General features: G+C 66.4%; 11 protein-coding genes. 7 read left to right on the top strand and 4 right to left on the bottom strand.

From position 1 onward, the window contains the following. Window positions 1-9: 9 nt before the first annotated feature. From TZ00_RS12035 to ftsY, 5 genes are all read left to right on the top strand, one after another. A complete protein-coding gene (locus tag TZ00_RS12035; protein ID WP_152631183.1) occupies window positions 10-888 on the top strand; it encodes an endo alpha-1,4 polygalactosaminidase in 879 nt (292 codons plus the stop codon). Window positions 889-967: 79 nt separating this feature from the next. After that, window positions 968-4,519: a chromosome segregation protein SMC gene (smc, locus tag TZ00_RS12030; RefSeq protein WP_044442075.1), complete on the top strand. Its 3,552-nt coding sequence runs from the start codon at window positions 968-970 to the stop codon at window positions 4,517-4,519. 39 nt (window positions 4,520-4,558) lie between these two features. Beyond that, window positions 4,559-5,221 (top strand): lipoyl(octanoyl) transferase LipB, encoded by a 663-nt coding sequence (lipB, locus tag TZ00_RS12025; RefSeq protein WP_044442074.1) that lies wholly within the window; start codon window positions 4,559-4,561, stop codon window positions 5,219-5,221. After that, entirely contained in the window at window positions 5,218-6,216 is a 999-nt protein-coding gene (lipA, locus tag TZ00_RS12020) for a lipoyl synthase (RefSeq protein ID WP_044442073.1), read from the top strand. Before lipB ends, lipA begins: the two co-directional genes overlap by 4 nt. Window positions 6,217-6,239: 23 nt before the next feature. Then, window positions 6,240-7,115, top strand: a complete 876-nt coding sequence (ftsY, locus tag TZ00_RS12015; RefSeq protein ID WP_044442072.1) for a signal recognition particle-docking protein FtsY — start codon at window positions 6,240-6,242, stop codon at window positions 7,113-7,115. 4 nt (window positions 7,116-7,119) lie between these two features. Here ftsY and TZ00_RS12010 read toward each other — a convergent pair whose 3' ends face one another. Next, the gene (locus TZ00_RS12010; RefSeq protein WP_044442071.1) at window positions 7,120-7,995 is read right to left on the bottom strand and encodes an LLM class flavin-dependent oxidoreductase; all 876 of its coding nucleotides are present in this window, start codon (window positions 7,993-7,995) and stop codon (window positions 7,120-7,122) included. Window positions 7,996-8,072: 77 nt separating this feature from the next. Here TZ00_RS12010 and TZ00_RS12005 point away from each other — a divergent pair, with 77 nt between their 5' ends. Further along, window positions 8,073-9,113 carry a zinc-dependent alcohol dehydrogenase family protein gene (locus TZ00_RS12005; RefSeq protein WP_044442070.1) on the top strand — a complete coding sequence of 347 codons (1,041 nt, stop codon included), beginning with the start codon at window positions 8,073-8,075 and terminating at the stop codon, window positions 9,111-9,113. 22 nt (window positions 9,114-9,135) lie between these two features. On the opposite strand, the gene TZ00_RS12000 is transcribed toward TZ00_RS12005, so the two are convergent. Then, window positions 9,136-10,482, bottom strand: coding sequence for an MFS transporter (locus TZ00_RS12000; protein ID WP_044442069.1), 1,347 nt, complete (start codon window positions 10,480-10,482; stop codon window positions 9,136-9,138). Then, on the bottom strand, window positions 10,479-10,910 hold the full coding sequence (locus tag TZ00_RS11995; RefSeq protein WP_044442068.1) for a MarR family winged helix-turn-helix transcriptional regulator: 432 nt from the start codon (window positions 10,908-10,910) through the stop codon (window positions 10,479-10,481). The genes TZ00_RS12000 and TZ00_RS11995 overlap by 4 nt, the downstream gene beginning before the upstream one ends. 83 nt (window positions 10,911-10,993) lie before the next feature. On the opposite strand from TZ00_RS11995, the gene ffh reads away from it, so the two are divergent. After that, the gene (gene ffh / locus TZ00_RS11990; RefSeq protein WP_044442067.1) at window positions 10,994-12,565 is read left to right on the top strand and encodes a signal recognition particle protein; all 1,572 of its coding nucleotides are present in this window, start codon (window positions 10,994-10,996) and stop codon (window positions 12,563-12,565) included. Window positions 12,566-12,608: 43 nt separating this feature from the next. Here the strand turns inward: ffh and TZ00_RS18940 are convergent, their stop codons facing one another. Beyond that, window positions 12,609-13,385, bottom strand: a complete 777-nt coding sequence (locus TZ00_RS18940) for a M23 family metallopeptidase (protein WP_052521531.1) — start codon at window positions 13,383-13,385, stop codon at window positions 12,609-12,611. Between the last annotated feature and the right edge of the window lie 35 nt (window positions 13,386-13,420).

Below are 13,420 nucleotides of genomic sequence, written 5' to 3'. Positions count from 1 at the left end.
ATGAGCGGTATGCAGGCAAGGATCTCGACGGCGTTGGTCGCAGGCGCAGCGACCGTCGCGATTCTCGGGTTGCTCGCGGCGTGCACGTCGGATGCCCGAGACGACGAGACGACGTCGCCGAGCTCCAGCGACTCCTGGACCGTGACAGAAGCCGGCCTCACCCTGCCGCCCTTCGGCGAACCGGCCGACTACCAGCTCGGGGGCAGCTACGACGTCGACGCCGCCGTGAAGATCGTCACCCGCGACAGCACGTCGGAGCCGGCCGAGGGCGTGTACTCCATCTGCTACGTCAACGGATTCCAGTCGCAGCCCGGCGACGATGAGCGGTGGAGCGTCGACAACCCCGACCTCGTGTTGCGGGCTGATGACGGCACGGCGATCATCGACCCGAACTGGCCCGACGAGTTCATTCTCGACACGTCGACGCCCGAGAAGAGGCAGCGCATCTCGCGCGTGATCGGCGCATCCATCGAGGCGTGCGCCGACAAGGGGTTCGACGCTGTCGAGATCGACAACCTCGACACCTACTCGCGTAGCGACGGACACCTCAGCATCGGCGACAACCTGGCGCTCGCGAAGCTCTTCGCCGACCGGGCTCACGGACGTGCCATGGCGATAGGGCAGAAGAACTCAGCCGAGCTGGGCGGGCGCGGTCGCACCGAGGCGGGATTCGATTTCGCCGTCACCGAGGAGTGCGTGCGCTTCGAGGAGTGCGGTGCCTACGCCGAGGTCTACGGCGACCGGGTCATAGACATCGAGTACACCGATGACCTCTCGGCCCCGTTCGACGAAATCTGCGCCTCGAACGAGAGACCGGCCAGCACGATTCTGCGCGACCGCAACCTCGTCGCGAAGGGCCACGCCGACTACGTGTTCGAGCATTGTTGACGAGCCTCGCCCCCGCATCGGCGCGGGTTCGGTACCGTAGAGCAACCACTGGAAGTCAGAACGAAGCGGAGGGCGTCGGGTGTATCTCAAAAGCCTGACCCTCAAGGGTTTCAAGTCGTTCGCGCACCCCACGACCTTCGCCTTCGAGACCGGGGTCACCTGCGTCGTCGGTCCGAACGGATCGGGCAAGAGCAACGTCGTCGACGCACTCGCCTGGGTCATGGGCGAGCAGGGCGCGAAGACTCTCCGGGGCGGCAAGATGGAGGACGTCATCTTCGCGGGCACGGCCACGAAGGGTCCCCTCGGCCGGGCCGAGGTCATCCTCACCATCGACAATGCAGACGGCGCCCTGCCGATCGACTATTCCGAGGTCACGATCAGTCGCACGCTGTTTCGCAACGGGGGCAGCGAGTATGCGATCAACGGCGAGGGCTGTCGGCTTCTCGACGTTCAGGAGCTGCTGAGCGACTCCGGGCTCGGCCGCGAGATGCACGTGATCGTTGGTCAGGGCCAGCTCGACGCCGTGCTGCACGCGACACCCGAAGGACGACGCGGTTTCATCGAAGAAGCCGCAGGGATTCTGAAGCACCGGCGCCGCAAAGAGAAGACGCAGCGCAAGCTCGAGGCGATGCAGGCCAACCTCACTCGTCTCAGCGACCTTGCGGGCGAGATCCGCCGTCAGCTCAAACCTCTGGGCCGCCAGGCCGAGATCGCGAAAGAGGCGCAGTCGATCGCCATGATCGTGCGGGATGCTCGCGCCCGGCTTCTCGCCGACGAGGTCGTCACCCTGCGCACCGCGCTCTCAGACCATGGACGAACCGAGAACGAGCGCCGCACCGAACGCATCGTGCTGCAGGAGCGGCTCGAGCAGAACCAGCTTCGCGTCGCCCGAATCGAGGGCGCCCAGGTGGGCGACGCCGTCGACATCGCGCGGCGAACGAGCTTCGGTCTCGAGTCGGTGCAGGAGCGCTTGCGCGGCCTCTTCACCCTGGCCAACCAGCGGCTCGCGCTGCTGGGTTCGGATGCCGAGGGTACGGCCACAGGGCCCACGGTCACCCCGCAGATGGTCGCCGACGCGGCCGACGAGATCCTGCGGCTCCGCGGCGAGGTTGAGGCCGCCGAGCTTGCCCTCACGGTGGCCCAGGCCGACTCAGTAGACGCGCGCTCCTCGCTCGACTCGGTCGACGAGGAGATCGCGGCCCAGAGCGCCCTCGTGTCGAAACACGATCTCGAGATCTCCAAACTGCAGGGTCAGGTCGACACGGCCAACTCGCGGCTCGCTGCCGTGCGAGGCGAGGTGCTGAGGCAGACCAACGCCCTCGAGGCCGCGACCGCTCGGCGTGAGACGGCGAAGGCCGAGTTCGCTCTTCTCGAAGCAGAGGCCGCCGTTTCTGGAACATCCGAGACCGACCTCGACGAGGCCTACGAGTTCGCGCAGGCCCGCCTGTTCGAGGCCGAGGCCGAGATCGAGGTCCTGCGCGAAACCCTGCACGGCCATGAGCGCGAGCGCGATGCGCTCGCCGCCCGAACGAGCGCCCTGACTCTGGCCCTCGACCAGAAAGACGGCACGACCGACCTCATCGCAGCGAAAGTCCCTGGTGTGCTCGGGCTGGTTGCCGACAACGTCACGGCCAAGCCGGGCTTCGAGGCCGCGATCGCGGCGGCCCTCGGCACCTTGGCCGATGCGGTTCTCGCCGAGACACCGGATGCTGCGCGCACCGCCATCGACCTGGCCCACAGCGACGAGCTCGGCCGCGTCGAGATCGTTGTGGCCGATTCCGCCGATCCCGTTGCTGGAACCGATGCGGTTGCCGAGCCCATCGCATCCGACGCCGCTGGAGTCATCGCGGCCGTCGACGTGATCACGGCACCGGCCGGCGTGCGCGGTCTGCTCGCCCGAACGCTGATCGTCGACGATCTCGCCACGGCCCGAAAGGTGTGGCCGTCGGTGGCGAAGCACGCCGGAGCCACTCTCATCACCCGATCGGGCGACGTGCTCACCGAGTACGTGCTGCGTGGAGGATCGGGTGCCAAGCGCAGCCGCATCGAGCTGCGCGCCGAGCGTGACACCGCCTCGGTGAACCTCGATGAGACGCTCTCGCTGATCGAGAGGGCCAAGTTCGCCCTCGCCGAGCAGCGTGGCATCGTGCAGCTCGCGAAAGAACAGTCGGCGCAGGCGCTCGCGGCGCTCCGCGAGTTCGATTCCGCGCTCGCTGCACAGACCGAGAAGCTCGCCAGGCTCAAGGCCCAACTCGACGCGTCGACGGGCGAGTTCGATCGGCTCAGCTCGGCGCTCGCGGTGTCGGAGGAGACGGTCGCTCAGGCGGAACGTGCGGCCGCGACGGCGAAGGAAGAACTCGAGACGGCTCAGTCCCGCCCACGCCCCATGCTCGACGTGAGCCAGCGCGACGCGCTGTACGCCGAGCTCGAGAGCGCCAGGGAGAGGGAGATCGGGGCGCGGCTCCAGCTGGAGACCGCTCGCGAGCGGGTGCGCGCCGAGGAGGCTCGTCGTGCAGCGCTCCAGAAGCAGGTCGAGGCCGACCGGGCGGCGGCAGAGGAAGCGGCGCGGCGAGCCGTGATCCGGCGGCGTCAAGTGCAAGCCGCCACGGATGTGGTCGAAGCCCTGCCCGCCGTGCTCAGTTCGGTGGAGGCGTCGGTTGCCGAAGCGCGCCTCGAGCAGGCTCGCGCCGAGGCGGAGCGCGCGGAACAGAATCAGGAGCTGCTCGCTCTGCGCCGCGACGAGGCCGCGCTGCGCGAGCGCCTGCAGGCGATCACTGAGAACGTGCACGGTCTCGAACTGCAGATCTATGAGAAGAAGCTGCACCTGTCGAGCGTGCTCGAGCGCGTGGGCAGTGAGCTCGGGCTCGTCGAAGACGTGCTCGTCTCCGAGTACGGTCCCGACCAACTGATCCCACCGGACTCGCCGCTTCCCGAGCCTGTCGAAGGGCAGCCCGCGGGTATCCCCTTCGATCGCGTCGCGCAACAGGCCAGACTTGCGAAGGCCGAGCGAAAGCTCGCCGAGCTGGGCCGAGTGAACCCGCTTGCGCTCGAGGAGTTCGACGCGCTCGAGCAGCGACACAAGTTCCTCACCGAGCAGCTGACCGACCTCACGAAGACGCGCACCGACCTGCTCACGATCATCGACGAGATTGACGTGAAGATGCAGGTGATCTTCGACGAGGCTTTCACTGATACCAAGGCCGCGTTCCAGGAGGTGTTCCCGATCCTGTTCCCGGGCGGAACGGGCAGCATCAGCCTCACCGATCCTTCGAACCTGCTCACCACCGGCATCGAGGTGTCGGTCAAGCCCGCCGGCAAGAAGATCGAGCGGCTCTCTCTGCTGTCAGGAGGGGAGCGCTCGCTGGCCGCGGTCGCGCTGCTGATCGCGATCTTCAAGGCCAGGCCCAGCCCGTTCTACATCATGGACGAGGTCGAGGCGGCCCTCGACGACGCCAACCTGGGTCGGCTGCTGACCATCTTCGAAGACCTCAGAAAGACGAGTCAGCTCATCGTGATCACGCACCAGAAGCGCACGATGGAGATCGCAGATGCCCTCTACGGCGTCTCCATGCGACAAGACGGGGTGTCGGCGGTGGTCGGCCAACGCGTAGGTGACAACCAGCCGGCCTGATTAATTGGACTGCGTCTATTAAATAGCTAGACTGCCTGCATGACAGAGCTTCTTCTCGCCGGATTCGGCGATCACGCGGTGGACTACGCCGATGGATGGGCGTTGCAGCGTCGCCTCCACGAAGGTGTCGTCGCCCGCACGACACCCGACACGCTGGTGCTGCTCGAGCACCAGCCGGTGTTCACCGCTGGGCGCAGAACGGATGCTTCGGAGCGGCCGACCGACGGAACCCCCGTCATCGACGTCGACCGGGGTGGCAAGATCACCTGGCACGGGCCCGGTCAGCTCGTCGGCTATCCGATTCTGCGGCTCGCCGAGCCGATCGACGTCGTGGGCTACGTGCGCCGTCTCGAGGGGATTCTGATCGATGTGCTCGACGAACTCGGTGTGGAGTGCGGACGTGTCGACGGGCGCTCTGGGGTCTGGGTCTCGAGAGGCGGGGCCGATTTCAAGATCGCGGCCATCGGCATCCGCATCGCCCATGACGTGACGATGCACGGCTTCGCGCTGAACTGCAGCAATAGCCTCGAGCCGTATTCGCGGATCGTGGCCTGCGGCATTCGCGACGCGGGAGTGACCACGATCAGCGAATGCATCGGACGTGTGGTGCAGCCGAGCGACGTCGCGCCGCTCATCGCCGACCGCTTCTTGGATTCTTCAGTGATTGCGGGATTCGCTACGGCTGCGGAGGTCGCCGCGTGAGCGCCGTGCCCGAAGGGCGCAAGCTGCTGCGCCTCGAGATCAGAAACGCTGAGACACCCATCGAAAAGAAGCCGGAGTGGATCAAGACGAAGGCACGCTTCGGCCCCGAGTATCGCGCCCTGCAGAACCTCGTGAAAGACGAGGGGCTGCACACCGTCTGCCAGGAGGCCGGGTGCCCGAACATCTTCGAGTGCTGGGAGGACCGCGAGGCGACGTTCCTCATCGGCGGTTCTCAGTGCACCAGGCGGTGCGACTTCTGCCAGATCGACACCGGCAAGCCGGCCGACTACGACACAGACGAGCCGCGGCGAGTTGCCGAATCGGTCGAGAAGATGAACCTGCGCTATGCGACCGTCACCGGCGTCGCCCGCGACGACCTGCCCGACGAGGGCGCCTGGCTGCACGCAGAGACGGTGCGCGAGATCCATCGCCGCAACCCGGGAACCGGCGTCGAGATCCTCGCTACCGACTTCTCGGGCAACAGTGATCTGCTCGCCGAGGTGTTCTCGTCGAGGCCCGAGGTCTTCGCCCACAACGTCGAGACCGTTCCCCGCATCTTCAAGCGCATTCGCCCGGCCTTCCGCTACGAGCGTTCGCTCGACGTGCTCACGCAGGCCAGGGCGGCGGGCCTCATCACCAAGTCGAACCTCATCCTCGGCATGGGGGAGGAGCCCGCCGAGGTGAGCCAGGCGCTGCGCGATCTGCACGACGCCGGCACCGACATCATCACACTCACGCAGTACCTGCGACCGAGCCCTCGCCATCTCCCCGTGTCGCGCTGGGTCAAGCCGGAGGAGTTCGTGGCGTTCAAACAGGAGGCCGAGGAGATCGGCTTCCTCGGGGTGCTCGCCGGTCCGCTGGTGCGCTCGAGCTACAGGGCAGGGCGCCTATGGGCCCAGTCGATGGCCCGCAAGGGTTTCGAGCTGCCCGAGCGGCTCGCTCACCTCGCTGCCGAGGCTGAGCGGTCGGACGGCTTCGTGCAGGCTGTCGGCTAGGGGCACGCCGGTAGTCTTGTCATATGGCTGAACGCACCCCCTGGTCTTTGTCTGGCGCCCTCCGAGGCATGTTCACCAAGCCCACGATCGACGCCAACACGTGGGAGGACCTCGAAGACGCGCTGCTGAAGGCCGACTTCGGCCCCGACGTCACCGACTCGGTCGTCACGGATCTTCGAGCCAAGGTCGACCGCTTCAAGACGACCGACCCCAAAGACCTGCAGCGCATGCTCCGCGAGACCATGGAGGAGCGGCTGTCGCGGCTCGACACCACCCTGCATCTGTCTGAGCGCCCAGCCATCGTGCTCGTCGTGGGCGTCAACGGCGTCGGCAAGACCACAACCATCGGCAAGTTCGCGAAATTCCTCGCCACCTACGGGCGCACGGTCGTCATCGGCGCGGCCGACACGTTCCGCGCCGCCGCCGTCGAGCAGGTGGCCACCTGGGCAGAACGGGCGGGCGCCGCCATCGTGCGTCCGCAGCATGAGGGGCAGGATCCGGCATCGGTCGCGTTCCAGACCATCGAGTACGCCAAGCTGCACGGCACGGAGATCGTGGTCATCGACACGGCAGGCCGCCTGCAGACCAAGGGCGGACTCATGGACGAGCTCGGCAAGATCCGCCGAGTCATCGAGAAGCAGGCCCCCGTGGCCGAGGTGCTGCTCGTGCTCGACGCGACCACCGGCCAGAACGGGCTCGCCCAGGCCGAGGCGTTCATTCAGCACGCGGGCGTGACCGGCCTCGTTCTCACCAAGCTCGACGGGTCAGCCAAAGCCGGCTTCGTACTCGCCGTTCAGGAGAAGACGGGTATTCCGATCAAGCTCATCGGCCAGGGAGAGGGCATCAACGACCTCACCGGCTTCACCCCGCACGTCTTCGCGCAGAACCTGGTCGGCTAGCCGCCTAGAAGCGCGAGGCCACCTCGTAGAGAACCTCTTCGTCGCCTGCGTAGATTCCCTCGGCTCGGGGCCAGTGTGAGATCACGTCGGTGAAACCGAGTTCTGCCGCGCGCCCGACCAGGTCTTCGAAAGCGCCCACGCTCTCGAGCGAGAACTGCCCGCCAGAATCGAGTGACAGGTAGCGATCGATGGATGCAGGGTCACGGCCTGCTGCGTTTGCCGCGTCATCGAGGCGGCCGGCCAGAGCGGCCACCGCCGACCACCACTTCTCGCCGGTGGCGCCGTCTTTGCCGGTCGTGACCCAGCCCTGGCCGTGCTTCGCGACGAGGGCAAGACCTTTCGGACCATTGGCGGCGAGCACGAACGGCACCCGAGGCCGCTGTGAGGGAACCCCGACCATGCGCGCGTCGACCGCCTCGTACCAGTCGCCATCGAAGGAGATGCCGCGCTCACCGTCGCCCTCATGCCGCAGCAGCTCGTTGAGCAGGGTCACGAACTCGGCGAAGCGTGCATGGCGCTCGTGGGGCGTGTACTCGGGCTGACCGAGCACAAATGCGTCGAACCCCGTGCCTCCAGAGCCGACGCCGAGCACGAACCGCCCGCTCGAAATGTCGTCGACCGTGGCGATTTCTTTCGCGAAGGGCACTGGATGCCTGAAGTTCGGCGATGAGACGAAGGTGCCGAGGCGGATGGTCTCGGTGACGACGGCCGCAGCCGTCAGAGTGGGGATGGTCGCGTTCCATGGCTGGTCGGCGAGGGAACGCCACGAGAGGTGATCGTAAGTCCACGCATGATCGAAGCCGAGTCCCTCGGCTGACTGCCACTTTCGGCGGGCGATCGACCAGGGGTCTTGGGGCAGGATGACGATTCCGTGGCGCATGCCCCGAGTCTAGAGACTGGCTCCGACATCGATCGCGAACGGTATCGTCGGAGACGTTCCCCGCGAGAAAGAGACCCATGCGCGCTGTTGTGTTCACCGAGTTCGGCGGCCTTCCCGAGCTGCGAGATGTGCCGGATCCCATTCCGTCGGCCGACGGTGTCGTCGTCAGGGTTGAAACGACGGGAGTGTGCCGCAGCGACGCCCACGGATGGCTTGGTCACGACGACGGAATCGCCCTGCCGCACGTTCCGGGGCACGAACTCGTCGGCCGTATCGCCGCCGTGGGTCCGGAGGTCACGAAATTCACGGTGGGCGAACGGGTGACGGTTCCCTTCGTCTCGGCCTGCGGGCGATGCCCGGAATGCGCCGATGGCAACGGCCAGGTGTGCCGCAACCAGACCCAGCCCGGGTTCACCCACTGGGGATCCTTTGCCGAACTCGTTGCCCTGCACAATGCTGACGTCAATCTCATTCGGGTTCCAGACGAACTCGACTCGGGTGCTGCGGCCCTTCTCGGCTGCCGTTTCGCTACCGCCTATCGAGGACTCGTGCACCGGGCCCGGCTCAAGCGCGACGAGCGGCTGCTCGTCGTCGGCTGTGGTGGTGTGGGGCTGAGTGCGGCGATGATCGGAGTCGCTCTTGGCGCGGAGGTGATCGCCGTCGATATCGATCCGGTCGCCCTCGATCGGGCATCGTCGCTCGGAGTGGCGCACACCATCGGCTCGTCCGGCCTCTCGGAATCCGAGATTCTCGATGCGGTCGCGTCCGTGGCTCCCGCCGGCGTTCAGGTGTCTGTTGAAGCCCTGGGCAGGCAGGCCACGATGCGGCTCAGCGTTCTCGCGCTCGCGCCCACAGGCAGGCAGGTGCAGATCGGCCTGTTCTCTGACGAGCCCGCCGTACCGATCCCAACGATCATCGCCAAAGAACTGTCATTGCACGGCAGTCACGGAATGCCGGCGTCGGACTACCCGGCGCTCCTCGACCTCGTTCTGAGCGGCGCCCTCGACCCTGCGCGCCTCATCGAGCACCGCATCTCGCTGTCGGACGCACCGGGGGCCCTCCAGGCCATCGCGGCCGGTGATAGGTCGTCAGGAGTCACCGTCATCGACGTCGAGTGATGTAAGCGGTGGCGATCAGCGCTCACGATCTCCGGGCGTCCGCCTCGTCGAGAGCGAGATCCTCCTCGAGATCCTCGGCCGTCTCGGGTGAACGGCCGCGCGAGTACGGTCGACCGTCGTGGCTAACGACGAAATGGGGATGCGCCCCACTGTCGTAGTGCAGCCGGAGGTGGCGGAACACGATGAGCCAGCCGAGGCCGATCGCCGCGGCCACAAGCCCCGACGCGGCGGCCACTCCGATCGCCCATCGCGGCCCGAAGGTGTTCGCCACCCAGCCCACGATCGGTGCTCCGAGTGGTGTCCCACCCATGAACACGGCCATATAGAGCGCCATTACGCGCCCACGCATCTCGGGTGCGGTCGTCGTCTGCACGGTGCCGTTCGCGGTGGTCATCAGGGTCTGCGCAGACAAACCCACGAACACGAGCACCACGGCGAAGCCCCAGTAGCTCGGTATGATGGCGGCGACGAGGCAGCTCACCCCGAACGCGGCGGCGGCAACGAAGGTGAGCCGTAGCCGCGGCCGATCGCGCCGCGCCGACAGCAGGGCTCCCGTCACCGAGCCCACCGCCATCACCGACGAGAGCACCCCGAAGGCGGCTGATCCCTGGCCAAACTCCACGCTCGCCATGGTGGAGGTGAAGATGGCGAAATTCATGCCGAATGTGCCGATGATGAACACGATCACGAAGATCACCAGCAGATCGGGCCGGGCTCGCACGTAGCGGAAGCCCTCCAACAGCTGGCCCTTGCCCTGGGGGGCGCGCTGTGTGCGACGAAGCTGGTCGACCCTGATGAATGTGAGTGACGCCAGAACTGCGCCGAACGTCACGGCGTTCAACATGAACACCCAGCCCGCGCCAATCACGGCAACAAGCAGGCCCGCGACGGCCGGGCCGATCATGCGGGCCGCATTGAACGAGGCCGAGTTGAGCGCCACGGCATTCGACAGGTTCGAGCCGCCGACGAGTTCGGAGACGAAGGTCTGCCTCACAGGTGCGTCGATCGCCGAGGCGATTCCCAACAGCAAGGCGAACAGATAGACGTGCCAGAGCTGAGCGACGCCTGTCACCACGATGAGGCCGAGCCCCAGCCCCAAGACACCCATGGATGCTTGGGTCACCATCAGCGTGCGGCGCCGATCGAGACGGTCGGCTATCAGGCCCGACCACGGCACGAGCAGAAGCTGCGGGCCGAGCTGAAGTGCCATGACGATGCCCACCGCTGCCGCGTCGTGGTCGGTCAACTCGGTGAGCACGATCCAGTCCTGTGCCGTGCGCTGCATCCAGGTGCCCACGTTCGACACCAGCGCTCCAGCGAACCAGATGCGGTAGTTGACGCTCGAGAGCGAACGGAACATCGCGCTCACGGAGCCACAAGCTTTCTCAGAATGACCGTCGCCTCCTCGAGCGTTCGACGTTCGTCGGGTGTAAGCGCCGAAAGCCTCGAATGCAGCCACGCGTCGCGCCTGCGCCTCGTTTCCTTCACGACCGCGCAGCCGTTCTCTGTGGCCGTGACGAACACTTTGCGGCCGTCCGACGCATCCGGTGTTCGAGCGACGAGCCCGGCGGCCTCGAGAGCGTTGATCGTGCGGTTCATCGACGGGGGAGTGACGTGCTCCCAGACGCTCAATTCGTTCGGTGTGTGCGCCCCGGTGCGAACGAGATACGCCAGCACGCTGAACTGCGAGTCGCTGAGCTCGATATCGGCCCGCTCGTTGCGGAGTCGTCGGGAGAGATGCATTGTGACTCCGCGCAACTCGGAACTGAGAGCGGGCAACGAGAGAGGAGGGGTCATATAGTTAGCCTAACTCATTAGCTTGGCTAATGACCCCAGCGGTGGGTTCTCTCCCTGCTCCGAACGAATAAACTGTTCGAACCATGGCTACTTTCGGAAACCTGTCTGACCGGCTCGCAGAGACCTTCAAGAACCTTCGCACCAAGGGCAAGCTGAGCCCCGCCGATGTGGATGCGACCGTCCGTGAGATCCGGCGCGCGCTGCTCGACGCCGACGTTGCGCTCGAGGTCGTCAAGGACTTCACCGGCAAGGTGCGCGAGCGTGCGCTGGGCGACGAGGTCAACAAGGCGCTCAACCCCGCCCAGCAGGTCGTGCAGATCGTCAACGAAGAGCTCGTGGCGATCCTCGGTGGCGAGGCCCGTCGCATCCAGTTCGCAAAGAAGCCGCCGACAGTGATCATGCTCGCCGGACTCCAGGGTGCCGGTAAGACCACCCTGGCGGGCAAGCTCGCCAAGTGGCTCGCCAAAGACAATCACACGCCCTTGCTGGTCGCTGCCGACCTCCAGCGCCCGAACGCCGTGAACCAGCTGCAGGTCGTCGCCGGTCAGGCCGGCGTCGCGGTGTTCGCCCCCGAGCCGGGCAATGGCACCGGAAACCCGGTGAAGGTCGCGAAGGACTCGATCAAATTCGCCATCGACAAGCAGTACGACGTGGTCATCGTCGACACCGCCGGTCGTCTCGGTGTCGACGCGGACATGATGAAGCAGGCGTCAGACATCCGCAAGGCCGTCGACCCCGACGAGGTGCTGTTCGTCATCGACGCCATGATCGGTCAAGACGCGGTCGCCACGGCCAAGGCCTTCCAAGACGGCGTCGACTTCACCGGAGTCGTTCTCACCAAGCTCGACGGCGACGCCCGCGGTGGAGCCGCGCTCTCGGTGGCTTCCGTCACCGGTCGCCCGATCATCTTCGCGTCGACGGGCGAGTCGCTCGACGACTTCGAGCCCTTCTACCCCGACCGCATGGCGAGCCGCATCCTCGACCTCGGCGACATCCTGACCCTCATCGAGCAGGCCCAGTCGGCCTTCGACGAGGGCGAGGCCATGAAGATGGCCGAGAAGTTCGCCACCGACACCTTCACGCTCGAAGACTTCCTGTCGCAGATGCAGCAGCTGCGCGGTGCCGGCTCCATCAAGAAGATGATGGGCATGCTCCCCGGCATGGGCGGCATGAAGCAGCAGCTCGAGAACTTCGACGAGCGCGAGATCGTGCGCACCGAGGCGATCATCCAGTCGATGACCAAGGCAGAGCGGCAGAACTCGAAGCTGCTCAACGGATCGCGTCGACTGCGCATCGCCAAGGGCTCGGGAATGACCGTCACCGACGTGAACCAGCTCGTGCAGCGCTTCGAGCAGGCCGCCAAGATGATGAAGACCGTGGCCAAGGGCGGCATGCCGAACATCCCCGGAATGGGCCCGGTGCCCGGCGCCCACGGCGGACGCAAGCAGGTCGCCAAGAAGAAGGGCTCGAAGTCGGGCAACCCGGCCAAGCGTGCAGCCGAAGACGCGGCGCGCGCCGCGGGCATCAAACCGGATGCTGCGCCCGTCACCGCGGGCGGCTCAGGCTTCGGCTTGGGGCTGGGTAAGGGCAAGAGTGCGCCCGGTGCGCCGAGCGAAGAAGAGCTGGCCTCGCTGCAGAAGTTCCTGGGCCGCTAGGCAACGGCCGTCGTTCCCTGAGCTTGTCGAAGGGCAGCGCCGTCTAGTAGCTGGCGTTCGCCGTTAGATAGGCAATCGGATCGAAGCGCACGCCGTCGGCGAAGAACAGCTCGAAGTGGCAGTGTTCGACAGTCGCGTTGCCCGTGTCGCCGGTGAGGCCGATCACCGTGCCAGCGGTGACTTCCTGACCGACCGTCACGGTCACCGATCCGTCTTGGAAGTGCATGTACATGCTGCAGAGGCGTTGGCCGCCGACCATGGTGGCGATCGCTACGTAGTTTCCGGCGGAGCCGTTGTAGCCCGAGGCGGTGACGATACCGTCGCCGATGGCCTGGACCGGTGTTCCATTTCCGGCGAGCAGATCGACGCCGTCGTGCATGCCCTCGGCGCGCGGACCGAATCCGTCGCCGATCTTGACGGGGTGGTCGTAGGGCCAGGTCAGACGTGTCGTCTCGGTGGGTGCATCACGCTGGCAGCCCCACCCTCCGGGGCTTCCGCCAGTGGATGCCGCGGCGGGCTTTGCGACGGGTGTCGGAGTGGGAGTCGGGGTGGGAGTGTTCACGGTGTAGCCGTCGCGCAGAATGCTGACGTCGGCGGCCGAGGCGTCGACCGATAGCAGTTGGTCTTGCGACTGCGGCCCGCCTGTCGCTCCGGTCAGACCGAACGACGAGCCGGGCCCGAACGCGGCGGCGGGAAGTGACGTGGCTACGGCGAGTGCGCCCACGAAAAGCAGCGCGGCTGGGGGCAGAAACCGGGAGGCGATGTTGCGACGGGGCCGCTGAGGGCGCACGTTCGCAGACTTCGGCTCTATCGACTTCACCTGTTCATTGTGAGGTGAGATGCCGGATGCCGCAA

Source organism: Agreia bicolorata (assembly GCF_000938265.1).
GTDB classification, from domain to species: domain Bacteria; phylum Actinomycetota; class Actinomycetes; order Actinomycetales; family Microbacteriaceae; genus Agreia; species Agreia bicolorata.
Note: the sequence above shows the minus strand (reverse complement) of the source record. Positions and strands in the feature narration are given on the sequence as shown.

Coding starts and splice junctions, on each gene's coding strand:
- lipB (WP_044442074.1), top strand. CDS start 4,559: ATGACAGAGCTTCTTCTCGCCGGATTCGGCGATCACGCGGTGGACTAC.
- ffh (WP_044442067.1), top strand. CDS start 10,994: ATGGCTACTTTCGGAAACCTGTCTGACCGGCTCGCAGAGACCTTCAAG.
- TZ00_RS12005 (WP_044442070.1), top strand. CDS start 8,073: ATGCGCGCTGTTGTGTTCACCGAGTTCGGCGGCCTTCCCGAGCTGCGA.
- TZ00_RS11995 (WP_044442068.1), bottom strand. CDS start 10,910: ATGACCCCTCCTCTCTCGTTGCCCGCTCTCAGTTCCGAGTTGCGCGGA.
- TZ00_RS12010 (WP_044442071.1), bottom strand. CDS start 7,995: ATGCGCCACGGAATCGTCATCCTGCCCCAAGACCCCTGGTCGATCGCC.
- ftsY (WP_044442072.1), top strand. CDS start 6,240: ATGGCTGAACGCACCCCCTGGTCTTTGTCTGGCGCCCTCCGAGGCATG.
- TZ00_RS12035 (WP_152631183.1), top strand. CDS start 10: ATGCAGGCAAGGATCTCGACGGCGTTGGTCGCAGGCGCAGCGACCGTC.